Source organism: Evansella sp. AB-P1, assembly GCF_029688925.1.
GTDB lineage: Bacteria > Bacillota > Bacilli > Bacillales > Salisediminibacteriaceae > Evansella.
The window spans coordinates 172,267-198,363 of record NZ_JARUKY010000004.1; the positions used below are offsets into that span (position 1 = coordinate 172,267).

Annotated in this window: 22 protein-coding genes; 6 read left to right on the forward strand and 16 right to left on the reverse strand. The window is 35.3% G+C overall.

Annotated features, from left to right (window positions below; translation table 11 throughout):
* Positions 1-388: 388 nt before the first annotated feature.
* The 5 genes from QA612_RS05670 to QA612_RS05690 all read right to left on the reverse strand — a co-directional run bounded on the left by QA612_RS05670 (position 389) and on the right by QA612_RS05690 (position 5,313).
* On the reverse strand, positions 389-877 hold the full coding sequence (locus tag QA612_RS05670; RefSeq protein ID WP_347568858.1) for a MaoC/PaaZ C-terminal domain-containing protein: 489 nt from the start codon (positions 875-877) through the stop codon (positions 389-391).
* 96 nt (positions 878-973) lie between these two features.
* Positions 974-1,915 (reverse strand): malate dehydrogenase, encoded by a 942-nt coding sequence (gene mdh / locus QA612_RS05675; RefSeq protein ID WP_278282801.1) that lies wholly within the window; start codon positions 1,913-1,915, stop codon positions 974-976.
* A 77-nt stretch (positions 1,916-1,992) separates the two neighbouring features.
* Complete coding sequence (gene icd, locus QA612_RS05680) at positions 1,993-3,258, reverse strand: NADP-dependent isocitrate dehydrogenase (protein ID WP_278282802.1); 1,266 nt, start codon at positions 3,256-3,258, stop codon at positions 1,993-1,995.
* Between the two features lie 94 nt (positions 3,259-3,352).
* Positions 3,353-4,468 carry a citrate synthase gene (citZ, locus tag QA612_RS05685; protein ID WP_278282803.1) on the reverse strand — a complete coding sequence of 372 codons (1,116 nt, stop codon included), beginning with the start codon at positions 4,466-4,468 and terminating at the stop codon, positions 3,353-3,355.
* 371 nt (positions 4,469-4,839) lie between these two features.
* Positions 4,840-5,313 carry a DUF441 domain-containing protein gene (locus QA612_RS05690; protein WP_278282804.1) on the reverse strand — a complete coding sequence of 158 codons (474 nt, stop codon included), beginning with the start codon at positions 5,311-5,313 and terminating at the stop codon, positions 4,840-4,842.
* A gap of 429 nt (positions 5,314-5,742) precedes the next feature.
* Here QA612_RS05690 and ytvI point away from each other — a divergent pair, with 429 nt between their 5' ends.
* Positions 5,743-6,864 (forward strand): sporulation integral membrane protein YtvI, encoded by a 1,122-nt coding sequence (gene ytvI, locus QA612_RS05695; RefSeq protein WP_278282805.1) that lies wholly within the window; start codon positions 5,743-5,745, stop codon positions 6,862-6,864.
* 575 nt (positions 6,865-7,439) lie between these two features.
* Here the strand turns inward: ytvI and QA612_RS05700 are convergent.
* The 8 genes from QA612_RS05700 to dnaE form a co-directional block, all read right to left on the reverse strand.
* Positions 7,440-7,841: an FxsA family protein gene (locus QA612_RS05700; protein ID WP_278282806.1), complete on the reverse strand. Its 402-nt coding sequence runs from the start codon at positions 7,839-7,841 to the stop codon at positions 7,440-7,442.
* A gap of 123 nt (positions 7,842-7,964) precedes the next feature.
* Positions 7,965-9,719 carry a pyruvate kinase gene (gene pyk / locus QA612_RS05705; RefSeq protein WP_278282807.1) on the reverse strand — a complete coding sequence of 585 codons (1,755 nt, stop codon included), beginning with the start codon at positions 9,717-9,719 and terminating at the stop codon, positions 7,965-7,967.
* Between the two features lie 185 nt (positions 9,720-9,904).
* Positions 9,905-10,864 (reverse strand): 6-phosphofructokinase, encoded by a 960-nt coding sequence (gene pfkA, locus QA612_RS05710; RefSeq protein WP_278282808.1) that lies wholly within the window; start codon positions 10,862-10,864, stop codon positions 9,905-9,907.
* Positions 10,865-10,998: 134 nt separating this feature from the next.
* Complete coding sequence (gene accA / locus QA612_RS05715; RefSeq protein ID WP_278282809.1) at positions 10,999-11,979, reverse strand: acetyl-CoA carboxylase carboxyl transferase subunit alpha; 981 nt, start codon at positions 11,977-11,979, stop codon at positions 10,999-11,001.
* On the reverse strand, positions 11,972-12,850 hold the full coding sequence (gene accD / locus QA612_RS05720; RefSeq protein ID WP_278282810.1) for an acetyl-CoA carboxylase, carboxyltransferase subunit beta: 879 nt from the start codon (positions 12,848-12,850) through the stop codon (positions 11,972-11,974). Before accD ends, accA begins: the two co-directional genes overlap by 8 nt.
* 278 nt (positions 12,851-13,128) lie before the next feature.
* The gene (locus tag QA612_RS05725; RefSeq protein ID WP_278282811.1) at positions 13,129-13,785 is read right to left on the reverse strand and encodes a FadR/GntR family transcriptional regulator; all 657 of its coding nucleotides are present in this window, start codon (positions 13,783-13,785) and stop codon (positions 13,129-13,131) included.
* Positions 13,786-13,827: 42 nt separating this feature from the next.
* The gene (gene ystJ / locus QA612_RS05730) at positions 13,828-15,066 is read right to left on the reverse strand and encodes an NADP-dependent malic enzyme (RefSeq protein WP_278282812.1); all 1,239 of its coding nucleotides are present in this window, start codon (positions 15,064-15,066) and stop codon (positions 13,828-13,830) included.
* Positions 15,067-15,282: 216 nt separating this feature from the next.
* Positions 15,283-18,690 carry a DNA polymerase III subunit alpha gene (gene dnaE, locus QA612_RS05735; RefSeq protein WP_278282813.1) on the reverse strand — a complete coding sequence of 1,136 codons (3,408 nt, stop codon included), beginning with the start codon at positions 18,688-18,690 and terminating at the stop codon, positions 15,283-15,285.
* A gap of 204 nt (positions 18,691-18,894) precedes the next feature.
* Here dnaE and ytrH point away from each other — a divergent pair, with 204 nt between their 5' ends.
* The 3 genes from ytrH to QA612_RS05750 all read left to right on the forward strand — a co-directional run bounded on the left by ytrH (position 18,895) and on the right by QA612_RS05750 (position 20,060).
* The gene (ytrH, locus tag QA612_RS05740) at positions 18,895-19,227 is read left to right on the forward strand and encodes a sporulation membrane protein YtrH (RefSeq protein WP_278282814.1); all 333 of its coding nucleotides are present in this window, start codon (positions 18,895-18,897) and stop codon (positions 19,225-19,227) included.
* A complete protein-coding gene (gene ytrI / locus QA612_RS05745; protein ID WP_278282815.1) occupies positions 19,224-19,727 on the forward strand; it encodes a sporulation membrane protein YtrI in 504 nt (167 codons plus the stop codon). Before ytrH ends, ytrI begins: the two co-directional genes overlap by 4 nt.
* A 147-nt stretch (positions 19,728-19,874) precedes the next feature.
* Positions 19,875-20,060, forward strand: a complete 186-nt coding sequence (locus tag QA612_RS05750) for a YtzJ family protein (protein ID WP_278282816.1) — start codon at positions 19,875-19,877, stop codon at positions 20,058-20,060.
* Positions 20,061-20,148: 88 nt separating this feature from the next.
* Here QA612_RS05750 and QA612_RS05755 read toward each other — a convergent pair whose 3' ends face one another.
* The gene (locus QA612_RS05755; RefSeq protein ID WP_278282817.1) at positions 20,149-21,084 is read right to left on the reverse strand and encodes a DHH family phosphoesterase; all 936 of its coding nucleotides are present in this window, start codon (positions 21,082-21,084) and stop codon (positions 20,149-20,151) included.
* A gap of 348 nt (positions 21,085-21,432) precedes the next feature.
* On the opposite strand from QA612_RS05755, the gene QA612_RS05760 reads away from it, so the two are divergent.
* On the forward strand, positions 21,433-21,753 hold the full coding sequence (locus QA612_RS05760; RefSeq protein WP_278282818.1) for a YtpI family protein: 321 nt from the start codon (positions 21,433-21,435) through the stop codon (positions 21,751-21,753).
* Positions 21,754-21,843: 90 nt separating this feature from the next.
* Here QA612_RS05760 and QA612_RS05765 read toward each other — a convergent pair whose 3' ends face one another.
* Together QA612_RS05765 and QA612_RS05770 are read right to left on the reverse strand one after the other, a co-directional pair.
* Positions 21,844-23,151: a CBS domain-containing protein gene (locus QA612_RS05765; RefSeq protein ID WP_278282819.1), complete on the reverse strand. Its 1,308-nt coding sequence runs from the start codon at positions 23,149-23,151 to the stop codon at positions 21,844-21,846.
* Between the two features lie 948 nt (positions 23,152-24,099).
* Complete coding sequence (locus QA612_RS05770) at positions 24,100-24,783, reverse strand: metal-dependent hydrolase (protein WP_278282878.1); 684 nt, start codon at positions 24,781-24,783, stop codon at positions 24,100-24,102.
* A gap of 198 nt (positions 24,784-24,981) precedes the next feature.
* Between QA612_RS05770 and QA612_RS05775 the strand changes: the two genes are divergently transcribed.
* On the forward strand, positions 24,982-26,076 hold the full coding sequence (locus QA612_RS05775; RefSeq protein WP_278282879.1) for a M24 family metallopeptidase: 1,095 nt from the start codon (positions 24,982-24,984) through the stop codon (positions 26,074-26,076).
* The last annotated feature ends 21 nt before the right edge of the window (positions 26,077-26,097 follow it).

Below are 26,097 nucleotides of genomic sequence, written 5' to 3' on the forward strand. Positions count from 1 at the left end.
ATTTAATTATGATAAGAAAAGCGCAAGGCGCCCCAATTACGCCTAAGTACAGCCTACGTCCTGTCCCCTAAACAACTTTCAAAGTAAAAATTTTATCTTTCTTATCTTTTTAAAAAATAAAAACTACCCTTTTATTGAAAGAGTAGTTTACATTATTCACTGTATTGTACTGTTAAAAGTGCGTGTTCAAAAAGGAGGATAAAAATAGCCGAGTCAACTAAAGTCACAACGTCCTGTTGCAACGCCGACACTAGCACGTCCTGTGCGTCGAAAGATCAAGGCGGCGTAGCTTTGAGTACCGCAGCGTATGCTTTTAATACGTGAGGAACGGAAAAGCAAGCCAACGCAGAGATTAGACAGATATTTTTCCCGGACTTTTGAACATCCTCTAAAAGTTATCAAAATTTCCAGCGTCATGAGTCATAGGCTTCCATGGATATGGAGGACTTACTTCTACTTCTCCTTGCATTACTATACTTTCAAGTTCATTCTTCCCTATTACATGCAATAAAGCTGTATGCTTGTTTTCATCAATACTCACAATCTCCATTTTTAAGTACAAAGTCTCGTAATGATAAAGAGGCTTCGGATATGAAAAAGATATTTTATTAATGGAGCTTCCTGGACCTGGTAAATATGTTGAAATTGCAGATGAAACTAACCCATGAAGCATAATATGGGGAACAATTGGTTTTCCATATGGAGTTCTAGAGGCATAGTCGTGCTGAATATATATAGGATTTGCATCTTCAGAGAATCCTAAATAGAGTAAGATCTCTTTATCCTGAATTTCCTTTGATATTTCTATCTTTTCTCCAATTTTCAGCTGATCAATCGTTTTCCCTAGCTTTCTTTTTTTAGTAAACAGATGAAACACTCCTTTACAAATAGTTTAAAGTAAGCGCTTACAAAATAATGATAAAAGAAATCCGGTTAAATTACCGAATTTCTTTTATTTTATCATATTCTCTATTTACTTATCTAATACCTTCATTACATTTTTAACAGAATCAACAGATTTTTGTAATGCTGCCTTTTCATCTTCCGTTAACTCCAGTTCGAGAATCTTTTCAATTCCATCGCCACCAAGTATCGTAGGAACACCTAAATATAGATCTTCATATCCATATTCCCCTTCTAAGTATGCGATTGATGGAAGAATACGTTTCTTATCCTTTAGTATAGCTTCAACCATTTGTACAATAGAAGCGGCAGGTGCATAATAAGCACTACCATTTCCTAAAAGGTTAACGATTTCACCGCCACCTTTACGAGTACGTTCTACAATTGCTTCAAGACGATCTTGTGGAATTAATTTTTCTACTGGAATACCACCAGCAAAAGAATAACGCAGCATCGGTACCATATCGTCACCGTGTCCCCCTAGAACAAAGCCGGTAATATCTTCAACGGATACATTTAATTCTTGTGCTACAAAGGTTCTAAAACGAGCAGTATCAAGCACCCCTGATTGACCTATCACTCGATTTTTTGGAAAACCTGATTCCTTAAATACCGTGTATGTCATGGCATCTACTGGATTTGTAAGTACAATAATATAACAATTAGGCGAGTACTTTACAATTTCTTTTGTCACTTGTTTCATAATACCAGCGTTCGTGGCAACTAAATCATCACGACTCATACCAGGTTTTCTCGGAATCCCTGCAGTAATAACAACGATGTCTGAACTCTCAGTGTCTTTGTAATCGGACGTTCCAATAATATTTGAATCAAACCCCTGAACAGGACTAGCTTCTAGCATATCTAACGCTTTACCTTTAGTTGGATTCTCAGCCTGTGGAATATCAACTATAACGACATCACCTAACTCTTTTTGTGCTGCCATTATTGCTGTTGTAGTCCCTGTGAATCCCCCACCGACAACCGTAATCTTTTTACGCTTAATAGCCATAGCAACCTTCCCCCTTCAATATTATTAAACACAATGTCCTTGATATTCCCCACTAAAAACATTCAGCCATAACAATATTAAAGATTTTTAATTAGTTCGTCACCAAATTCAGAACACTTCACTTCTGTTGCACCTTCCATTAAACGTGCAAAATCATAAGTGACAACTTTACTACCGATTGTTTTATCCATAGAATTCTCAACTAAATCAGCAGCTTCTGTCCATCCTAAGTGACGTAGCATTAGTACACCAGAAAGTAAAACAGAAGAAGGATTTACTTTATCAAGACCAGCATACTTAGGTGCTGTTCCGTGAGTGGCTTCAAAAATTGCATGGCCAGTATCGTAGTTAATGTTAGCTCCTGGAGCAATACCAATTCCCCCAACTTGTGCAGCTAAAGCATCTGATACATAGTCCCCGTTTAAGTTCATTGTTGCAACAACATCAAACTCTTTCGGACGAGTTAAGATTTGTTGTAAGAAAATATCGGCGATTGCATCTTTAACGATAATTTTCCCTTCAGCTTCTGCTTTACCTTGTGCATCATTTGCCGCGTCGCGACCTTTTTCTTCTACAATTTTATCGTATTCAGCCCATGTAAATACTTTATCTGCAAACTCTTTCTCAGCTAACTCGTAACCCCAGTTTTTGAAGGCACCTTCAGTAAATTTCATGATGTTTCCTTTGTGAACAAGTGTTACACTTTTACGTCCTTCATCAATTGCATATTGAATAGCAGCGCGAACTAGACGATGTGTACCTTCTTCTGATACTGGTTTTACACCTATACCTGAAGTTTCAGGGAAACGAATTTTCGTTGCACCCATTTCATTTTGTAAAAATTCAACTACTTTTTTCGCTTCTGGAGTACCTTGTTGGAACTCAATACCAGCGTAAATATCTTCAGTGTTTTCACGGAAAATAACCATATCTGTGTCTTGTGGACGTTTTACAGGGGAAGGAACTCCTTCAAACCAACGAACTGGACGTACACAAGCATATAAATCAAGCTCTTGTCGAAGTGCAACGTTTAATGAACGGAAACCTCCTCCTATTGGAGTTGTTAATGGTCCTTTGATAGCGATTAAATATTCGTTAATTGTTTCTAAAGTTTCATTTGGTAGCCATTCACCAGTTTGATTAAAAGCTTTTTCACCAGCTAAAACTTCCTTCCAAACAATATTTTTCTCACCATTATATGCTTTTTCTACTGCAGCCTCGATAACACGTGATGCTGCTTTCCAAATATCAGGTCCAATACCGTCCCCTTCGATAAATGGAATAACTGGTTGATTAGGTACATTTAATTGACCATTTGTAACTGTGATTTTTTCTCCTGCCATGAAAATAACCTCCTAAAAATTTAAGTAATTTATGTAGTGACAATAGGAAAGGGAGGATTTAAAGGTAATAGTCCCTCCCCTATTATTTACAATCTTATCTTTTTTCTAATGGAATCCACTCTTGATGACTTGGACCAGTATATTCTGCTCTTGGTCTAATCAATCTATTGTTTTCATATTGCTCTAAAATATGCGCAATCCAACCTGAAGTACGGCTCACTGCAAAGAGTGGAGTAAATAAATCATGCTCAATTCCTAGACTATGGTAAACAGATGCTGAATAGAAGTCGACATTCGGAAGAAGTCCCTTCTCATTAGTCACAACCTCATCAATCTTAACACTCATTTCATACCATTTAGACTCACCTGTTATCTTAGTAAGCTGACGAGACATTTCTTTTAAATGTTTCGCGCGTGGATCACCATTTTTGTATACTCGGTGTCCAAACCCCATAATTTTAACTTTTCTTGATAGAGCATCTTTAATGTATGATTCTGCTTTATTCTCTTCACCAATTTCGGAAAGCATTTTCATAACTTGCTCATTTGCACCACCATGCAAAGGACCTTTTAAAGCACCAATTGCAGCGGAAATACCAGAGTACATATCTGATAATGTAGCAACACATACACGAGCAGTAAATGTAGAAGCATTTAATTCGTGATCAGCGTGAAGTACTAATGCTTTATTGATAGCACTCTCAGATATTTCATCAGGCTCTTCACCATTTAACATATAGAGAAAATTAGCTGCAAAACTTAATTCTTTTTTAGGCTCAACTGGATCTTTTCCTTGTCTGATCCTTGCAAACGCTGCCACTAATGTTGGCATTTGCGCTTGAAGCTTTAGCGCTTTTTGAAGATTTGCTTCTCCATTCAAATCATCAGCAGACTCATCAAATAACGCTAAATTTGATACAGATGTACGAAGAGCTGCCATTGGATGTACTTTATCAATAGGATATGTTTTCATTTGGTTTATTACTTCTGCTGGAACTGTCGCAGCCTCTGCTAGTTGCTTTTTAAATTGTGTTAACTCTGTCTCATTAGGAAGTCGGTTGTTCCAAAGCAAATAAATAACCTCTTCAAAACTTGCATGATCAGCTAAATCGTCGATATTATACCCATTATAAGTTAGAACGCCATCGATGATAGAACTGACACTAGATGTTGTAGCTACTACTCCTTCTAAACCTTTTGTTGCACTCATACCAACCTCTCCTTTGTCCTAAATTTATTGGGAGATACCTTTATCTATGTCTCCCCGTGTAAAAACTCGGAGAAATACTAGAACGTTTCGAAACATATTATTTTACCCTTCTACAATTCAGGAATATTTTATTAATATACTTTATTCGAAACGTGTTCCCCTTTGAGCAATCAACCGTAGGCAATATTTACGCCAACGTCTATACCCTCGATACATATCTTCGGAAATCTTTCAACTATGTATTTAGCATACCTTCCGCTTTTTATTATACCATTTTTCACATTTTTGTGAACTTTTATTTTTTAAAACAACCAAAAATTCGGACTTCTACAACTATTTAAAGTTGTTTGAATATTCAAATATATAAATAATTATCCACCAATTCCCGTAAAAAATTGCACTACTTTTATTGCCATATAGGCTATTCCAGCACCAATTAATGGTCCAACTGCAACTCCATTAAAAACAGCCACAGCTAAAATTGTCCCAACAACTAAGGCAACAGTAATGTGAGGGTCTGCTTTTAATAGTTCTATCCCATTCGCTGCTATTACTGCAACAAAAATTCCCGAAACTAATGCTATCCATGCATAGTAGGATTTTAATGCCTGTTGCAAATCGTTAAAGGTGATTTGTCCTGTAACAATCGGTACTAACACTGCAATAGTAATGATTGTTACCCCAATACTAATCCCTTTTTGTTGAATATATGGAAATACTTTATCACCAAGACCAATCCACTTAATTACTAGTAAGAACACTACGGCAATGATGAGAGATTGATTCTTTGCTATAAGTGCTATGACTAGCAATATAAACATAAATAAAGTTGCACTAGAAAACAACGATTACTTCCTCCTATGTGTTTACACTTTAATATTAACATACACAAAATAATATGAAAAAAAGTTAGCTCAGTTACTAGTTTTTTTCTTTTACTCTTGTTTTAGTCATTCATAATGTTATTTTGTTTGCATACCATTTTACTAAGGGCTTGTCTTTTTATGGAATATAGATTTTATCTACTTATTCCACAATCAAGACATACTTCCTTAATAAATTGGCTCTGTTATTCTTCATTGTTGATTTTTTCTCCTCGATCCTCCAATTACGCCTAAGTTCCGCCTACGTCTTGTTGGCACGGCGTAGTGTCTCCGTCCTGGCTCGGGCAAACTTTCTGCTACCTAGGGCGAAAAGAATAATCTTTAATAAGAAGTCAGTAAGTATATACAATTTTAACACGCATTCGTATATAGAAGCTAAGGTGGGAGATTATGAGAAATTCGATTTACCAACGCCTCATTCGTTCTTGTACTGTTATCTTTTGTCTGTTATTCTTGGTTCTCCTTATATATGTATTAACAGTTTATTTATATCCATTTTTAATTGGACTTTTTATATCGCTACTTTTTTTACCTGCTGTAAATTTCATTGAAAACACTTTTGGCTGGAAAAGATCTTCTGCTGTTTTTTTAGTAATCCTGACTTTTGTTTTATCCTTTTCTGCAATAATAACACTTCTAGTAGCAGAGATTGTTGCAGGCTTAAGCTATTTAAAAAAAGAACTTCCAAATTATATACATGATGGTATTGAACACATCCATGGATGGTTTGACACTTTCATCATTCCAATGTACGAAGGTGTATTAACTTTTACATCTCAATTAAATCCAGAACAAAAATCAACAGTACATCAATCCCTTGAAAATATATTAAGCCAGCTCAGTAGCCAGATGAGTACAATCGTCCAGCACACTTTAAATGGATTAGCTGATTTTTTATTATCCCTTCCCAATACCATAACTGTATTTTTCTTTGCACTTCTTGGAGCTTTTTTTATTACGAAAGATTGGCCAATTATGGTCCAATGGATAGAATACCGACTTCCAAAACGTTTAAACAATTTGATTTCTAAAGTTACATTTCAATGGAAGCAAGCAATAATTGGTTATGTATTTGCCCAATTAACGTTAGTTTCAATGACTGGCATTATTGTTCTTATAGGACTACTAATTATTGGGGTAGAATATGCAATGACGACAGCATTACTAATTGCCTTAGTTGATTTATTTCCTTATTTAGGGACAGGACTTATCTTTTTCCCTTGGATCATTTATGCTTTTATTACTGGGAACTGGTGGTTATCAATTGGACTTTCAATTTTATATGCCATAGTAATCATTCAAAGACAATTAGCAGAACCTAAAGTAATGTCCAAACACATGGGAATACCACCTTTAGCACTATTAGTTACATTATTTGCCTGTTATCAATTTTTAGGAGTACTCGGATTACTAATTGGACCAGCAATATTAATATTTGGTCAGTCTATTTTAAAAGCAGGTGTTTTTGACGAAGTATATTCTTATATTAAAGGACCGAACCATAATTCTTAGTTAAAAGAGCTGAACCATATCGAAGCTAGTACGACGAAAGAAACGCACTTTTAATTCAAGTGCGTTTCTTTCATTGTTATTATTATGTTACAAGTATTGGTTCAGAAGTGAATAACGGCGACATTACGCTGTTGCCCACAGGACACGGGCTAACCTTAGACGCAATTGTTCTGCATAAAACGGATGAGACAATTGGATGAGTATTATCATACCCCATGGTGCAATTTCCACTTGCATAGGAGGTCTCCCCTGAAAATAAGTGTTATCTAAACAAATAAAGGTCAGGTTATTCATTCATTCCACACCATTTCGCTTTCACCACAAGGGTATAAGTGCGACATCTGCTCTGTTTCACTTCGTTCGCAATCGCAGTGTCTTCTTTTCCGCGGGCAACGCCTCAGCTTCACACTTCGCACACTGTGCCGAAGTGCGGGATTTTCACCTGTTGCTGTTACCGTAGGAGTCTTGTGTGATTCCACTCATTCCAGTTGGATTAAATTATTTTCATCCATCATGGTGCAAGTCTTCACTTGCATGGGCGGTCTACCCTAAAATAAGTAATAACGGATGAGTTTTCACCACCGCTTATTTGTATAAAATACCACATTTCCTGAACGTATCATCCGTTCAAATAAGCGCTGTAAAAATCCTTTGAACATCGTTCGTGTTAATGGAAACAATAAGAAAAAGCCAAAGGCATCAGTAATAAAACCAGGAGTTAACAGAACAACTCCACCTACAAGAATACAAATGCCATCTAGCAAAACACCACTTGGAACTTGACCATGAGATGCTTGCAATTGGGCACTTCGGATTGCATTCATCCCTTCTCTTTTTGCTAATGCCGCACCCAGCACACCTGTTAAAATAATTAATAGGATTGTTGGTAAAATATTAATCGTATTAATTGATAGTATTAATACCCATATTTCTAAAGCTGGGATGATAATTAATAATAAGAACAAAATTTTACCCATGAGTATATTTCGCCTTCCTTCTAATTTCTACTCCTTAAATAGGTATACGTACTTTCAAGTTAAAATGTTTCATTTCTATAAGAAAAGAGAAGGGTTTTCCCCTCCTCTTTCTATTTTTGAATATTATAATACACTAGCTTGTCCTTTGTAAATGTTACCGTGCTGACCATCTACAGTTAACTCTTCACCATCTGAGAAAAGCTTTGTAGCGTTTTCTACTCCAACAATCACTGGAATCCCAAGACTTAATCCAACAACTGCTGCGTGAGAAGTTAAGCCACCTTGTTCTGTTACTACAGCTGAAGCTTTTTCAAAAGCTTCTATCATATCACGATCAGTATTTGTAATAACGAGGATATCTCCATCTTTAACTTTTTCAATTGCCTCTTGTGCACTATTTGCTACAACTGCATTCCCAGTTGCAGATTTCCTTCCGATCCCTTGTCCATTAGCAACAACTTCACCAATGACGTGAACCTTCATAATATTGGTTGTCCCTGTTTCATTAATTGGAACACCAGCCGTTATAACTACAAGATCTCCGTGCTTAACAAGACCAGTTTTTAATGCGCCATCTACTGCTAATTGAATCATTTCATCTGTAGAAGAAGCTCTTTCCCCAACTTGTGCATAAACTCCCCACGATAAAGCTAGGGAACGACATACACGTTCATTGCTTGTAATCGCAACAATTGGTGATTTTGGTCGATATTTTGAAATCATAAGAGCTGTGTAGCCACTTTCTGTAGACGTTAAAATTGCAGTGGCACTTAAGTTTAATGCAGTATGAGATACAGACTGACTAATTGCATCTGTAATTGTTTGCTCACTTTCAAGTCTTGTTTTCTTCAAAATATCTTCATATTTAAGGGCTGTTTCTGTTTTTAAAGCGATATTACTCATTGTTTGAACTGATTCAACTGGGTAATCCCCTGCAGCTGTTTCACCAGAAAGCATGATTGCATCTGTTCCGTCAAAAATAGCATTTGCAACATCACTAGCTTCCGCACGGGTAGGACGAGGGTTACGTTGCATAGAGTCTAACATTTGTGTAGCTGTTATAACTGGTTTTCCTAAAAGGTTACACTTTTTAATTAATTGTTTTTGCACTAAAGGGACATCTTCAGCAGGAATTTCAACACCTAAGTCACCACGGGCTACCATAAGACCCTCAGATACCTGAAGAATTTCGTCAATATTATCTACACCTTCTTGATTTTCAATCTTAGGAATTATTTGAATGTGGTTTGCGTTGTTCTTTTCTAATAACTCACGAATTTCTAATACATCAGATGCACGACGAACAAATGAAGCAGCAACGAAATCTACATCTTGTTCGATACCAAAAAGAATATCATTTGCATCCTTTTCAGTAATACCTGGAAGGTTAACACTAACACCAGGTACGTTTACACCCTTTTTGTTTTTTAGGACTCCACTATTAATAACCTCAGTTACTAATTCGTCGTTACCAACTTCAGTAACCTTAAGCTCAATCAAACCGTCATCTAACAAAATAGTTGATCCTACTTGAACGTCATTGATTAAACCAGGGTATGTAATGGAAAATTTCTCTGCTGTTCCAACTACCTCTGTCATTGATACTGTTACTGTCGTACCTCGGACTAACTCTACAGCTCCACCTTCTACTGTTTGCGTACGTATTTCAGGACCTTTTGTATCTAACAAAATAGCAACATTTTTTCCTAATTCGTTAGCAGCTTGACGAATGTTTTTAATACGGTTCCCATGCTCTTCATAATCACCATGAGAAAAATTAAGTCTAGCAACATTCATTCCCGCGGAAATAATCGCCTTTAATTTTTCAATACTTTCACTTGCTGGTCCAATCGTACATACAATCTTTGTTTTTCTCAATTTCATATCCTCCTCATAATTAAAAAACAATATCTACTATTTAGTTTTTTCTATTTTCTTTTTTTCCATACAAAAGCCAGGACAAAATAGCTTGTCCTAGCTATTAAAAACGCTGTTTCTTTACATGCAACAGTTTATTATCATGCATGTTATTAAACGAGCCGAAAATAGCTTAGCCTTAATCTTTAAATTGATAGTTCTTTGGAAAGCTTAAACATCGTTTGATCTATTTGATGCTTACGTGATAAAGCATCATCTATATCATGTGAAACTAGGACATTTTTTTCAATTCCAACCATTTTCCCTGCTTTTCCATCAAGTAAAATTTCTACAGCATAAGCTCCTAGACGGCTAGCAAGGACACGATCAGATGCTGTTGGTGATCCACCACGTTGAATATGTCCTAATACTGTAACTCGTGTTTCTAAATTGGTTCTTTTTTTGATTTCCTTCGCAATCTCAACTCCAGAGCCTGCACCTTCCGCAACAACGATGATACTATGCTTTTTCCCACGTTCATGCCCTTTCATTAAGCGTTGAACAACATCATTCATACTATAGTTCTCTTCAGGTATTAAGATCGATTCAGCTCCATCTGCAAGACCTGACCAAAGAGCAATATCTCCTGCGTCTCTACCCATCACTTCAATTACATAGGTTCTTTCATGGGATGTTGCAGTATCTCGAATTTTATCAATTGCATTTATTACTGTATTTAAGGCAGTATCAAAGCCAATCGTATAATCTGTTCCTGAAATGTCGTTATCAATAGTTCCTGGTACACCTATTGTAGGGAAACCGTGCTCTGTTAATTTTTCAGCACCACGAAAAGACCCATCTCCCCCAATGACAACTAGAGCTTCGATGCCAAATTTCTCTAATTGTTCTATGCCTTTTTTCTGCCCTTCTAATGTTTTAAATTCTTCACACCGAGCAGTGTATAGCATTGTACCTCCACGATGTATAATATCACCTACAGACCCTATTTCTAGTTTCTTTATGTCACCATTAATTAAGCCAGCATACCCATAGTAAATACCATAAATTTCTAAATTGTGATATATAGCCTTTCTTACTACAGCTCGAATGGCAGCATTCATTCCAGGTGAATCTCCACCACTTGTCAGTACTCCGATTCGCTTCATCTGCCTTAATCCACCTCACCTATATATTATATGTAATATAATATGTGTCTAAAATACCATTTTCATTTACTAAAAACAACATCGATTCGGTGACAAATAAGAATGCTTTCCCTAAAAAGAGAAAGCAAAGTACCTTATTTCATCACTATGATATCGCTTACATGGTTAATTTCTCCAATATTTTTAAATTTTTCGTAACGTTTTTTCACAAGTGTTTCAGGCTCTATCCCAACTAATTCTTGTAACGATTGAGAAAGAGTTTCTGCAATTTCATGTGCTTGTTGATCTACATCACGATGCGCTCCTCCTCTTACTTCTTGTACCATTCCATCAATTAAACCTAATTCTAATAAATCTGGAGCCGTAATTTTCATTGTTTCTGCTGCGCGCTTTGCTAAAGAAGAATCCTTCCACAGAAGTGCTGCTGCACCTTCAGGAGAAATAACAGAATAAGTCGAATTTTCTAACATGAAAATACGATCACCTACACCAAGGGCAAGTGCACCACCACTTCCTCCTTCACCAATAACAATACAAACGACAGGCACTCTTAAACCAGACATTTCTATTAAATTGCGTGCAATGGCTTCGCTTTGTCCACGTTCTTCTGACTCAATTCCAGGGTCAGCACCTTTTGTATCGATAAAACATATAATCGGTCTATTAAATTTATCAGCCTGCTTCATTAAACGAAGTGCTTTTCGATACCCTTCTGGATGTGGCATCCCAAAATTACGCTTAATATTTTCCTTCGTATCTTTCCCTCTTTGGTGTCCAATAATTGTTACTGGTAATCCTTCAAATCTAGCGATACCACCAACAATAGCTTGATCGTCCCCATATAGTCGATCACCGTGGAGTTCAATAAAATCAGTGAAAATTCGTTTAATATAGTCTAATGTTGTAGGGCGTTTATTATGACGGGCAATTTGAACACGTTCCCATGGATTTAAGTTACCATAAATGTCCTTTTCTAATTGCTCCAGTCGTTCCTCTAGCTTTTCAATTTCTCCAGATAAATCAATTTCTTTCTCAGCAGTAAAAGCTTTTAATTCAGATATTTTATTCTTTAATTCAACGATTGGTTTTTCAAAAGATAATTGTTGTTCAGCCATTTAAATATCCCTCCCTACCATTTACTTGGGGGTAATGTAATTGGAGCATTTTTCCTAACGTACTTCTCATCTCATTTCTAGAAACCACTTTATCAAGTTGGCCATGCTCTAGTAAAAATTCTGCTGTTTGAAAATCATCTGGCAGCTTTTGGCGGATTGTTTGTTCAATTATACGTCGTCCAGCAAATCCAATTAACGCACCAGGCTCCGCTAAATTAATATCACCTAACGATGCAAAGCTTGCAGAAACGCCTCCAGTTGTAGGATGAGTCATAACACTAATAAATAGTAAACCTTTTTCATGCAGTTGATTCAATGCAGCACTCGTTTTTGCCATTTGCATCAAACTAAATACACCTTCTTGCATTCTCGCTCCACCGGAAGCAGAAAATAATATAAAAGGTTTGTTTGTTTCAATTGCCCGTTCTATTGCTATAGCAATTTTTTCACCAACTACGGAGCCCATACTTCCCATTCGAAATCTTGCATCCATAACACCAATTACGGTTGGGTATCCGGAAATTGTACCTGTACCTGTTACAATGGCTTCATTTAACTTCGTTTTTTCTCGATCTATTTTCGACTTTTCTAAATAAGATGGAAACTCTAATGGATCCATTGCAATCATATCTTTTTCAAACTCTTCAAAGCTATTTTCATCTAGTGTGAGATTAATACGTTCATAAGCAGTCAAACTATGGTGATGCCCACAACTATTACAAACCATATTAATTTTTCTAAGTTCTTTCGTATACATAATGGTTTTGCACTTGGGACATTTTGTCATTAATCCTTCTGGAACCTCTTGTTTCGCTTCTTCTGAAGGTATTGTTGCATATTTCTTCTTTTTTGAAAATAAATCACGTATCACAATCTCACCTCTTCATATTAATAATAAAAGAAAAGTGCAAAGCACTCCAATTACTCCTAGTGACTACTTACGTCCTGTAAGCAACTGGGCGAAATGTCAATATCCTGACACTTAACACCTTTCGGGAAAAATTTCATTTTCGTTCTTTATAAAAATCATATAAATTCTGATAATATATTATTTAATATAAATAAAGCCCTTCTATAGATGTCCCTATTTGGAAGCATCATACACCTTTATCCTTCTATGTTCAAGATAAAATGGATAAATATACTAATTTAGAAACGACTATTTTCTAAGTGATTTTTTAATTGAAAGATTACCTCTTCTTCATCTTTTCTTTTTAATGCTTCAAAAATAGTTTGATGCTCATTAATCATATTGTCATTGCTATTCTTTATTGAAGCTGTGCTCTTTAAAGCAACTCTACTATATTCTACTAATGGACGCCATACATTTAGTAGCAGTTCATTTTGACTTGATTCAACAAGAGCCTCATGGAATAAGTAATCCTCATCTAAAGGGGGCTCCCCTTTTGTCCATGTAGATAACGATTGTTTTATAATAGCTTCAATCTTATCTAGCTGACTTTGTTTCACCCTTTCACATGCTAGTCGCACCGCTTCTATTTCTATTATTTTTCTAGTTTCAACAACATCTCTTCGTGCTCTCTCTTCTCTTAAAAAAAACCTAGCTAAAACTTCTGCAATTTTGCGACCACCTGATTTCTGAATAAACGTCCCTTCGCCCTTCCTCGTGATAATTAAATCTAATAATTCCAAGGATCTCAATGCCTCGCGAACAGAAGAACGTCCTACATTTAACCTTTCAGCTAGTTCTCTTTCTGAAGGGAGTCTATCTCCTGGTAATAGCTGATCTTGATAGATAATTTGTTCAATTTCTTTTAATATGTTTAGGTAAACTTTTTCTTGCATATTCACCTCTCTAGAACTAGCCTTTCTAAATTATAAAAAAGGCTATTCTTCTTCAATCATCGTGAGCTCACGAGTTTTTTGTTCAACTAACTTTGGATCAACTTTCCTTCTTGCAACACCAGTATCCATAGCTGCTTGCGCGACTCCCCTTGCAACAGCGGGTGCAACCCTTGAGTCAAATGGACCTGGAATAACATAGTCATTTGTTAGCTTACTTTCATCAACTAGATCAGCTATTGCCTTAACAGCTGCTATCTTCATTTCTTCATTAATATGAGTTGCATAAACATCTAATGCTCCTCTAAATATTCCAGGGAATGCCAATACGTTATTCACTTGATTTGGAAAGTCTGAACGTCCAGTTCCAATAACACTTGCACCAGCAGCTTTTGCATCTTCAGGCATAATTTCAGGAACTGGGTTAGCCATCGCAAAAATAATGGGATCTGGATTCATGCTTTCCACCATTTCTTTCGTTAATGCACCCTCTACGGATACACCAACAAAAACATCAGTCCCTTTAATAATCTCAGCTAATGGACCTTCTTTTTTATCACGATTTGTAACAAGTGAAAGCTCGTGCTTTAACTCATTCATCCCGTGGGATCGACCTTCAAAAATTGCCCCTTTTGAATCACATAAAATAAAATCTTTACATCCCATACTTTTTAATAGCTTTATTATTGCAATTCCTGCTGCTCCAGCACCATTTACTACTACTTTTATCTCTTGCATTGATTTACCAGTAATTTTTAATGCATTAAGAAGACCAGCAGCTGTCACAATGGCAGTACCATGTTGATCATCATGAAAAACGGGAATGTTCATTTCTCTTTTTAATCGTTCTTCAATTTCAAAACATCTTGGTGCAGCAATATCCTCTAGATTAATTCCACCGAATGTAGGTTCTAATAGCTTGACCGTTTCCACTATTTTGTCAACATCAGTTGTGTTTAAACAAATAGGAAATGCATCAACGCCTGCAAAAGATTTAAATAAAACTGCTTTTCCTTCCATTACTGGCATAGCAGCTTCTGGTCCAATATTCCCAAGGCCTAATACAGCTGTTCCATCTGATACGACACCGACCATATTTCCTTTAACAGTATACTCATATACTGCTTGTGGGTCTTCAAAAATTTCCTTACATGGTTCTGCAACTCCTGGTGAGTAAGCTAGGGACAAGTCATGAGCATTTCGTACAGGAACTTTTGCCTTCGTTTCAAGTTTTCCTTTTTTCACTTGATGCATATGTAACGCTTCTTCTCGTAATGTCGTCACAAACCCCACTCTCCTTATTCCACCTAATTTAAACCTCACTTTATAGTGGTCAGACCACTATAGAGCCAGTTTTCATTATAACAAATTACTAATAAAGTAACACCTTAAATCTTATTTTATAGAAACAAAAAGGCGAATCCATTCCGCTAAAGTACTCCTAAGCATTGTGTATACTAGCATTATGTCACGCCGATTTATCTCCTATGGTAAAGGGAACTACCTTTGATCTTTATCTTTTAGATATACATTCTTTTGTCCTAATAATTCTGTTAGTCTTAATATTAGCCTTTCTTCTCCAGAAACATTCCACATTTCTGATAAATGCTTAGCTTTATTTGTTCTTTCATAAACTAATATTACTGATATTTCACCAGGATGGTCTTCTAATAATACTTTTAATTTATTTAGTACTGTTTGTTTTTCATGTACTAAAGAAATTTTCAAGTATAATACTGGTTTGTTTTTCTCATACATTTTTCTCTTCAATGAAGAAATAGTTGTACATTTTTCTAAAATTAATTTTTTCTCACCTTGGTGCTCTTGTACTTTCCCCTCAATAAAAATCAGCTCACTTTTTTGTAGCTTTGTTCGATACAATTGAAAAGCATCTGGAAAAACCGTAACATCCACTTCACCAGATTCGTCTGAGAGCTTTAAAAAAGCCATTTGTTTTTTCTTTTTCGTTTGAATTACTTTCACATCTTCAATCATGCCACAGACACGCACAAGTTCATTTTGATCATTATTTTCTTTTAAAAGAGTAATGGAAATTGGATTATATTGTTCAACTAAATGACGTTCAAATTCTATTGGGTGAGCTGATACATAAAACCCCAACACTTGCTTTTCAAAATTTAGTCTATCTTTATTAGATAGTGGTGGTACATCAATATAACCAGGCTTTTTTGCCTCTTCAAAGAAGAGTTCTGTTTGATAATTCAATTGCTGTTCACGATATTTATCACCATATTCCAATGCTATCTCTACAGATGCTAATAACTTAGCTCTTTCTGTACATAATTCATCTAATGCTCCTGCAGCAATAAGTGCATCGAGTGATCTTTTCGGTAATATCTTTTGGGAGATTCTTGCACATATATCGAATAAATCAGTGAATTTTTTAAGTCTTCTTTCTTTAATTATTTCTTTAACAGCTTGTACACCTACATTCTTGACAGTCGCCAATCCCATCCAAATTTCATCATCCTTTACCGTAAATTGAACTTCACTATTCATTATAGAAGGTGGATGAACTTTTATTCCTCTTCTCCTTGCTTCAGCAACATATTCACCAAGTTTGTCATGATGGTGTTCGACTGATCCCATCATTGCTGTCAAAAATTCTAAAGGAAAATTAGCTTTCAAGTAAGCTAAATAGTAAGCTATCATACTATACGCTACAGCATGACTGCGGTTAAATCCGTAATTAGCAAAACGGACGATTGTATTATACATTTTATTTGCTTCATCTGTTGAATATTCTTCTTTTATAGCCCCTTCAATAAATTGATGTCGAGCTTTTTCTAACACCTCACGTTTTTTCTTTCCAACAGCTCGACGAAGAATATCTGCTTCGCCAAGAGTAAATCCTGCCATCTTAGAAGCAATCTGCATAATTTGTTCTTGATATATAAGTACACCGTATGTAGGGTACAAGATGTTCTTCAAATTTTCATGTGGATAATCTACTGGCTCCTCACCATGTTTCCTACGAATATAAACAGGAATATTTTCCATAGGACCAGGACGATATAAAGCATTTACAGCTACGATATCCTCAAATTCTGTTGGTTTTAACCTCTTTAACGTACTTTTCATCCCTGAAGATTCTAATTGAAAAACACCATTTGTATCTCCATTACTTAATAATTGAAAAGTAGCTTGATCTTCAAGTGATATGGTTTCTAAATTTATTTTTTTCCCCTGGTGTATTCGAATCAATTCTAACGTTTTATCTATAAAGCTTAAATTTCTCAAACCTAAAAAATCCATCTTTAATAAGCCTATGTCTTCTAAATCACCCATGGGATATTGAGTTAAATACAATCCATCATTCCCCATTTGTAGAGGAACAAAATCCATTAACGGTCTATCACTCATTACAATACCGGCTGCATGAATAGAGGAATGACGTGGTAATCCTTCTATGTCCATTGCTATTTTAAATAGTTCTTTTATCTTTTCATCTTTCATTATTAGCTCACTTATAGTTAGGGATTCTTTCATTACTTCATCTAGTGTAATAGTTGGTCTTGAAGGAATTTGTTTAACTACTTTATCAATTAAGGGTACTTCCAACCCTAGTACTCTTCCTGCATCACGGATAGCTGCCTTAGCCGCTAATGTTCCAAAAGTGATTATTTGAGCAACATGATATTTCCCATACTTTTCCTTTACATAATGAATAACCTCATCACGTCGATTATCAGGAAAGTCAATATCTATATCAGGCATGGTAATCCGTTCTGGGTTCAAAAAACGTTCAAATAGGAGACCGTATTGAAGTGGATCAACATTCGTTATCTTCAATAAATAGGCAACAAGTGATCCCGCAGCAGAACCACGACCAGGTCCTGTCATTATACGATTTTCATGAGCAAAGCGCATAAAATCCGCAACAATTAAAAAATAGTCGTCATAATTCATTTCTGAAATAATGCCTAATTCGTAATTCAACCGTTCAAAAACATCATTTGTAGGTTCACTAAATCTATCTGAAATAGCTTTATAGCACAATTCCCGCAAATATTCCTTTGCCGTCATTCTTTCAGGCAGAGGATATTTAGGTAAAACAAACCTACCAAAATCAATATTTACACTACATCGGCTGGCAATTTTTTCTGTTTCCTTACAGGCATCCTTCCATTGAGGAAATAAACTGAGCATATCTTCTTCCGTTTTTAAATAATACTCAGAGGATGAATAACTTTCTTTTAAATCATCTAGCTTAATTCCTAATCGAATTGACTGAATAACACGATGTGCATTTTCTTGATGACGTTCTGTAAAATGGACATGATTACTTGCTACAACTCGTATATGTTTTTTCATATCCTTTACCCAATTCACAATTTTTAATAACTTCTCTCTCTCTCGTGGGCGCCAATGATTTTGAATCTCTATATACACATCTTCTTTCCCGAAAAAGCTTTGAAACCACTTGTATCTATCATAAGCCTGCTCAAACTGTCCGCTTTCAATCAAATGCTGGACAATTCCTTCTTCAAAGGGGAGAATAACAAGAACTCCTTGACTTTCTTTTGTTAAATCTGATTTCGTTATAAATGGTCCGAAACGGGACGCATTTTCATGTGCTTTCGTAGTCAAACGAAGCAAAGACTGGTAGCCTTTGTTATTTTTTGCTAGTAGGAGAATTCGATGACTGTGTTTTTCTGTAACATCTTGATCTTCTTCAGCATATGCTAATTCAACGCCTACAATAGGTTTGATATTATATTTCATACATTCTTTATAAAAAGGTATAACACCGTACATGGCATCTTTATCTGTTAGTGCCAACGAGTGAAATCCTAATTCATGTGCTTTGAAAACTAGTTCCTTAATTTTTGCTGAACTATGTAATAAACTGAATTCACTATGAACATGTAAATGAACAAACGACATGTAAACACTCCTTTCAAGTATTTATTGTAAAGGAACTAGCTAATTTTTATCTCTTCCTCTGCATTTTAACTTATATAACCTATTGTAACGGAAACATTTGTTCTTTACACGTATAATTTAATTAAATAAAAGGTCATCAGCATATCTTCTAACTATTGTCCATAAAAATGTACAAAGAGGTAATGGTTAGAAGGAGGAACAGCAATGGATAGAGATTTTTTAGCAACCTTAGTTATAGACTATTTTGTTGCATTCGGTGTAATAATCGGTGGTACAGTCATTGGGGGAATAGGTGCATATTTAATTGGAAAACCCCCTTTGTCTATTATGCACGATCTATCTTCAAGCTTAAAAATTTGGGCATTAGTAGCAGCTATAGGAGGAACCTTCGATGCCATTTCTAGTCTAGAAAGGGGTATTTTTGAAGGGACACATATTGACATCTTTAAAACAATCACTATGATTTTTGTTGCTCTATGTGGTGCACATACAGGTTCGTTACTAGTTCAATGGTTTACACAAGAGGGGATAAAATGAGAATACCTCCCTTCTATCATGAAAAAAGCTGGCAACGTTTTTTCGTTGGATTCATCCTAGGTATGATATTCGGGTGGGTATTTTTTCTTTATCATTTTGGTCTTGTACACGATAAACTTATTATGGATATTAATGAATTAAAAACAACAATAGTAAAACAAGAAAATACAATTGAAACATTAAGAAAAGAAGATAATGAAAGAAACGAAGAGATGAAAAAAAACTTAACTGTTCAAGATATTAAAATTGAGTTTACAAACGAGGATGATGTAAACTTAAGTGAATTAGCTCTGCATGAATTACGTGGTGCAGTTGAAAATTTATTAGAGAGTGTTCGAAATCAAAACATTGAGACTGTTGCTATTTCAAAAGATTTTCTAGAAAGTACGGTAGAAAATAAAACCTTTGGAATAAATGATAAAGAATACCAGCTTAGGATGGAAAAGTTAATTTTATTTACTACAATTGAGATGAACTTAAGGATTGAAACTGCCGAATAATAATTGTCACAATTTAATGAAAAGAAACATAATATTTTTTAGATAACTTGCAAATTGGGGTATAATAGTATAAAGATTAATATTTTGAATTTTATCTCATTGTGACTTATTAAACATTACAACTCTTTGAAAAGGGGGAATAGTGAAATGAAAATAATGAGTCGAAGACAATTAGCCAAGGAAAAGGTAAAAACTATTCAATCTGGATATTCCGCATACGCAGAAACAAAAGAAGTCTCTGAACTTATAAAGAAAGAACTACATTCGTTAGGAATTGAGGTTGAAGAGGACAGATGCAGTTTAGGATCATGGTTCATTCCAACAAAAGCGTAAGCTTCCAGTGAAGCATTACGCTTTTTCATTTTGTCTTATCACATTTTGTAATGCAACGAACAGATAGTCTAATGAGCTATTATTTTTACTATGAACATATATTATCTAATTCTTCTATTAACACCTCAGCTTCATCCCACGAAGAAACCTGTGCACCAGATGCTAATGGGTGGCCACCACCATTAAATCGACTAGCTAGGTGATGAATTTCAGGCCCTTTCGAACGTAAACGAACACGAATGATCTTTTCATCTTCTTCCACAAAAAATACCCATGCTTTGATTCCTTTTAAGGAAGAAAAAGAATTAACAATTGCTGCTGATTCATTTGCAGTAACACCAAATTCCTCTAATTTTTCTTTTGTTAAATAAACAACTCCAACACCTGAAGGGCGAAGGTCTAGATTTGATAATACATACCCTTCTAGACGTAAAAGTGATAAAGAAGTTTCGTACATTTTGTCATATAGCTCCAAGCTAGAAAAGTCCTTTTCAATTAATTTACCTGCCCAATAAAAGGTTCGTTCTGAAGTATTTGAAAAACGAAATCTACCAGTATCCCCTACAATTCCTGCATACAATAGCTTTGCTGCTTTATTAGTTAGTATTGCCCCATCCTTTTCAAATTCCTTATATAATTCACATATCATTTCACTTGTTGAGCTTGCCTTTTCATCCACCCAAGATAAATTCCCATATACATCAACCTCAGGATGATGGTCTATTTTTATGATAAACTCACTATTCTTATAACGTTCATCATCAATCCTCTCTCTATTTGCCGTATCACAAATGATTACGAGGGATTTACTAAATACTTCATCCTCCACTTGATCCATTTCAGCCAAAAAGGATAAAGATTCTTCTTGTTCTCCAACCATGAATACAGATTTATGAGGAAAATGCTCCTTTATCAATTCTTTTAATCCTGCTTGCGAACCATATGCATCAGGATCTGGTCTTACATGTCTAAGAATAATAATAGAATCCCATTTTTTTATACTTTCGAAGATTAATTCCTTCACTACTACCAACCTCTCATTAAAAAAAATTTATTTTATTAGCATACAATACAGAAGCATTCTTAGTTATCTTTCTTGTACATTTTATTGTTTTTATGCTACCTTACTATTAGTAAACATAAATTAGAAAAGCGCAAGGGGCTTGCATATCGGCGACCAGCAAATGTTCTGGCCGTTAAAAAGTGCTTTTTACTTTTTATACGGACAGGTTATTTGACACGAGGTGATGGCGCATAGAGCAACGAACTTTCAAAGTTAATCGTTTTTATTCTTTCTTATCATTATAAAGAAAGAATATGTAATAAATTTACTCACACAAAATTATTGTCTTTAAAAAGGAGAAATTCATTCATGCAATATATTATCATTATAATTATTTCACTTGTTTTCTATGTTTATAATAAAGTGCAGCAAGCAAAAGCACCAGGTCCTGCTGAAAAAAGATGGTACGCTGCAAAAGGGAGTATTGCAATTGGAATATTCTTTATTACGTTTGGTGTAAGTTCTTATATTAATTTAGGAACTTCAGTAGCAGCAATAGTCTCTTTAATATTTACTGTATTTGGTTTACTTAATGTAATTTTCGGTATTAAGTTTTATCGTACATTTCTTCCATTTGCCAAAAAAGAGGTTGAAGCATTAAAGGAACAAGAAACAAAAGAGCAAACATAATGCTAAAAGCATTAGCAATACGTTTATCCATAAATGAGAACGGGAGTTTCACACAGTGTGATCCCGTTCTTTTTTAATCATGTATTTTATTTATCTATCAATTAACTGAGCCATAAGCATTGCTTTTCCTACAATTTGACCTTCATGGAATATTTCTACATCTACCTTTCCAAATTTCCGACCTACTTCTAATACTTTCGGATAAACTTTTATTTTGCTTTCAATTTGGACAGGTTTTATAAAAAATAACGTAATGTTTTCAACAACTAAATCTCCTTTTTTATACTTCCGTAGCACTCTACTTCCTGCTTCCGTCACAATTGTTGTTATAACTCCATATGAAATTGTTCCAAGATGATTTGTCATCTGAGGATTTACCTCTAACTGAAAGCAATATTCTTGAGATGTAGAAATGTCTTCAAAGTGCCTTGTCACTAAATCCTCTATCGTCTCACCTACATGAGGCTGCCGTTGGAGCATTTGCAATGCCTTAAGGACGTCTTGACGACTAATAATGCCGATTAATCGTTTACCATTATCAATCACCGGAAGTAATTCAATACCTTCCCACACCATCATATGAGCAGCTGACGCAACAGAAGTTTGTGCATTTACGGATATTGGATTTTTAGTCATGACTTTTTCTATTTCTATTAAAGGGCTTACTCCCATTACATCCTTAGCTGTAACAATTCCATGAACTTTTAAATCATCATCAACTATAGGATATCTACTATGACCTGTTTTATTGTTTAACTCATGCCATTTTTCCACTGTGTGGGCTGTTGTCATAATACTTGTTTCCTCAAGTGGTATTAAAATATCTTCCACTAAAACAATTTCTTTTTTGATTAATTGATCATAGATTGCTCGATTAATCATGGTTGCAACAGTAAAGGTATCATAAGAGGTAGATATGATAGGGATTTCCAATTCATCAGCTAATTGCTTTACATCTTCTTTTGTATCGAATCCCCCTGTTATTAAGACTGCTGATCCTTCTTCTAATGCAAGTTTATGTACTTGCTCTCTATTACCTACGATTAACAAGTTCCCAGGTTCAATATATCGCATCATAGCGTCAGCTTTCATTGCGCCAACAACAAATTTATTTAATGTTTTATATAATCCGTTTCTGCCGCCTAGTACTTGCCCATCAACAATATTTATTACTTCTGCATATGTAAGTCGTTCGATGTTGTCTTTTTGCTTTTTTTCAATTCTTATCGTTCCAACTCGTTCTATTGTACTAACTAAGCCCTGGTTTTCAGCATCCTTTATTGCTCTATAGGCAGTACCCTCGCTTACTTGTAAAGCTTTTGCAATCTGACGTACTGATATTTTATTCCCTACTTCTAATGAACGAATATGCTGTAATATTTGCTCGTGCTTTGTCATCGAGCCTCCACTTCCTTTTTTAATATCTGTTGTATTTGATTTTTCCGATCTGTATTACTACAAGTATAACGAGAGTAATTATGTACTTCAAGGTATTTTTATTCCATGTACTTTTAATCGACCTTGAAAATAAGAAGCATTTTAGACGACTGCAATGTGGCAAAACCATAAGAAGTGGTAACATTGAAGAAAAATTTGATCCTCTATGGTACTCGTTTTTGCTTACATGTGAAGTCTACCCTGAAAATAGAATGGTTCAGGAGTGAAGGGTGACGACTCCAACGGGAAAAGCAATAGCTGAAGACCCGACAATTCGGCACGATAGTGCGAAGTGTGGAGGCTGAAGCATTGCCCGTGGAAAGCGTCCGCCTGAAACGGATGAACTTCTCTTAGTTAGAATATTTTTATCCCTCATGATGCAAATATCCACTTGCATCAGTGGTCTACCCTGAAAATAGAAACGGTTCAGTAGTGGAAGGCAGTGACTCAATAGACGAAACTTCAAATCCACTACCCGTTGTCTCGACGGATGAAGCTTCAGAGCAACACTATACATAGGTAGATAATAAAGTGTGTACTACATACAACTGGCAATTCTAAAAATTCATGATATGTGATAGTGAAGAAGACGGCTTAACGATCGAGATCCTAAGCAATGTTGATTTACAGGTTCATTGGCGCCTTTTATGTGCCTGCAAATTTGCTTTTTTCTTCCTATGTTCCTGTAAAAGCTGTTTATCCTATTGCAGGAACAATGGCCGACTCTTTCTTTCGTCTACCCTGAAAATAAGTGTTATCAAACTTATCAATATTAACAAAAAAAGGGCAAGTTAATCATTCGTTCCATTTGGATTAAAATCATTTTCATCCTCCATGGTGCAAAAAAGGATCTTAAAAGGCGCTTATATACCTTTTAAGATCCAGACAAATTTAATAATGTTGTTAAAATTACAGCTCTATTGTATCTCCCGCATTCATTACTATTCCTTCTCCCGGTGCTACCTTTTTAGAAAAAGCTATACCATCTTGCTCTATGACCGGAAATGTATTGTAATGAATAGGGACAACTCTTTTTGCACGTAGCCACTTGGCAGCAATGATTGCATCATCAGGTCCCATCGTAAAATTATCTCCAATTGGCAAAAATGCAAGATCAATATCGTTTTGCTCTCCAATGAGTTTCATATCAGAAAATAGAGCTGTGTCTCCAGCGTGATAAATTGTTTTCCCCTCAGTACTAAATAAAATACCTGCGGGCATCCCTGTATAGATGATCCTTTTATCCTCTTCCTCTGTATAGGATGAACCATGAAAAGCTTGTGTTAATTTCACTTTCCCAAAACCAAATTCATGAGCGCCACCAATATGCATAGGGTGTGTATTTAAACCTTGCCAGCTTAAATAAGTGGCTAATTCAAATGGAGCTACAACTAAAGCATCATTTGCTTTAGCTAATTGCACTGTATCTCCTACATGATCGTTATGACCATGCGTTAGTAAAATTACATCTGGTTTTACATTATCTACAAATAAATCTGTCATTCCATTACCCGATATAAATGGATCAATCAAAATATTAGTTCCGTTTACTTCTAACTTCACAACAGAATGCCCATGGAATGAAACTTTCATCATATTTACACCTCTCCTTAGATATTCTTATCTATATATAATACTTCATACCCGGACAAACTCCTTCTTATACATTTATAAGATTATTGATAGATAGAATCTCTATTTTCTTCTTTTAGTATACCTAGATACTTGCAGCACTTATTGATAAGATAAGAGAAGCCACGGTATATTTATAAACAGGAGGTTGATCTTTTGATTAACAAACGGAACAATAAAATGAAACAATGGATGAATGAGCATAATATTGATCTTATAATGTGCCAGTCACGTGCAAATGTATTTTATTTAACTGGCTTTAACACAGACCCCCACGAACGAATTGTTGCAACCTTTTTGTTCCCACAGGCTAAACCTTTTGTCATTTGTCCAAATATGGAAATAAACCAAATAAGTGAAATATACAAAGAAGGAGAAGTAATTGGCTATTCGGATACAGAAGACCCTTGGCGTAAAATTATAGATTCATGTCAATTACGTAAGACATCTATAAAAAAGATTGCTATTGAACAAGGAATCTCATGGCAACGATTTAGAAATTTACAGGATATCTTTCCTGATGCAGACTTTGTTGAAGTGGATGAAGGAATATTATCACAACGTATAGTGAAAACAAATGAAGAAATAGTTTTATTAAGAGAGGCTGCAAAGCTAGCTGATTTTGGTATTAATGTTGGAGTTAAGGCATTAAAAGAAGGTATTACAGAAATGGAAGTAGTTGCAAAAATTGAATACGAATTAAAGAGAAAAGGAATAAGAGAAATGTCCTTTTTAACGATGGTTTTATTTGGTGAAAAATGCGGAGACCCCCATGGAAATCCAGGAAGTCGCAAGTTAAAAAAGGGAGATGCAATTCTTTTTGATTTAGGAGTAGTCTGGAACGGGTATTGCTCTGATATTACAAGGACAGTGTTTTTTGACCATGTATCGAAAGAGAATACTATAATTTATGAAACTGTTCTACAAGCACAACAAGCTGCATTAAATTATTGTGTGGAAGGAAAGGCAATTTCTAACTTAGATAAGGCTGCGAGGGAAGTCATTACAAACAATGGGTATGGCGATTATTTTCCACATCGTATTGGTCACGGTTTAGGTATAGAAGTTCATGAGTATCCATCATTAACAGAATCCAATAACATTCCTTTAAAAAAAGGGATGACATTTACTATTGAGCCTGGGATATATATACCGAACCAAATAGGAGTTCGTATTGAAGATGATGTCCTTATAACGGAAAAAGGTTATGAATTATTAACAAAATTTCCGAAAGAATTAACTGTTATTCAGTAGAAAAATAAAAATCTGCCTTTA

Excerpts from the sequence above, each read along its gene's own strand:
- ytrI (WP_278282815.1), top strand. The coding sequence starts at position 19,224 with ATGAGAATACCTCCCTTCTATCATGAAAAAAGCTGGCAACGTTTTTTC.
- QA612_RS05750 (WP_278282816.1), top strand. The coding sequence starts at position 19,875 with ATGAAAATAATGAGTCGAAGACAATTAGCCAAGGAAAAGGTAAAAACT.
- icd (WP_278282802.1), bottom strand. The coding sequence starts at position 3,258 with ATGGCAGGAGAAAAAATCACAGTTACAAATGGTCAATTAAATGTACCT.
- QA612_RS05765 (WP_278282819.1), bottom strand. The coding sequence starts at position 23,151 with ATGACAAAGCACGAGCAAATATTACAGCATATTCGTTCATTAGAAGTA.
- ytrH (WP_278282814.1), top strand. The coding sequence starts at position 18,895 with ATGGATAGAGATTTTTTAGCAACCTTAGTTATAGACTATTTTGTTGCA.
- QA612_RS05700 (WP_278282806.1), bottom strand. The coding sequence starts at position 7,841 with ATGGGTAAAATTTTGTTCTTATTATTAATTATCATCCCAGCTTTAGAA.
- mdh (WP_278282801.1), bottom strand. The coding sequence starts at position 1,915 with ATGGCTATTAAGCGTAAAAAGATTACGGTTGTCGGTGGGGGATTCACA.
- pfkA (WP_278282808.1), bottom strand. The coding sequence starts at position 10,864 with ATGAAGCGAATCGGAGTACTGACAAGTGGTGGAGATTCACCTGGAATG.
- QA612_RS05770 (WP_278282878.1), bottom strand. The coding sequence starts at position 24,783 with ATGAAAGTTTCATTCCATGGGCATTCTGTTGTGAAGTTAGAAGTAAAC.
- QA612_RS05725 (WP_278282811.1), bottom strand. The coding sequence starts at position 13,785 with ATGCAAGAAAAAGTTTACCTAAACATATTAAAAGAAATTGAACAAATT.
- citZ (WP_278282803.1), bottom strand. The coding sequence starts at position 4,468 with ATGAGTGCAACAAAAGGTTTAGAAGGAGTAGTAGCTACAACATCTAGT.
- QA612_RS05760 (WP_278282818.1), top strand. The coding sequence starts at position 21,433 with ATGCAATATATTATCATTATAATTATTTCACTTGTTTTCTATGTTTAT.
- dnaE (WP_278282813.1), bottom strand. The coding sequence starts at position 18,690 with ATGTCGTTTGTTCATTTACATGTTCATAGTGAATTCAGTTTATTACAT.
- ytvI (WP_278282805.1), top strand. The coding sequence starts at position 5,743 with ATGAGAAATTCGATTTACCAACGCCTCATTCGTTCTTGTACTGTTATC.
- accA (WP_278282809.1), bottom strand. The coding sequence starts at position 11,979 with ATGGCTGAACAACAATTATCTTTTGAAAAACCAATCGTTGAATTAAAG.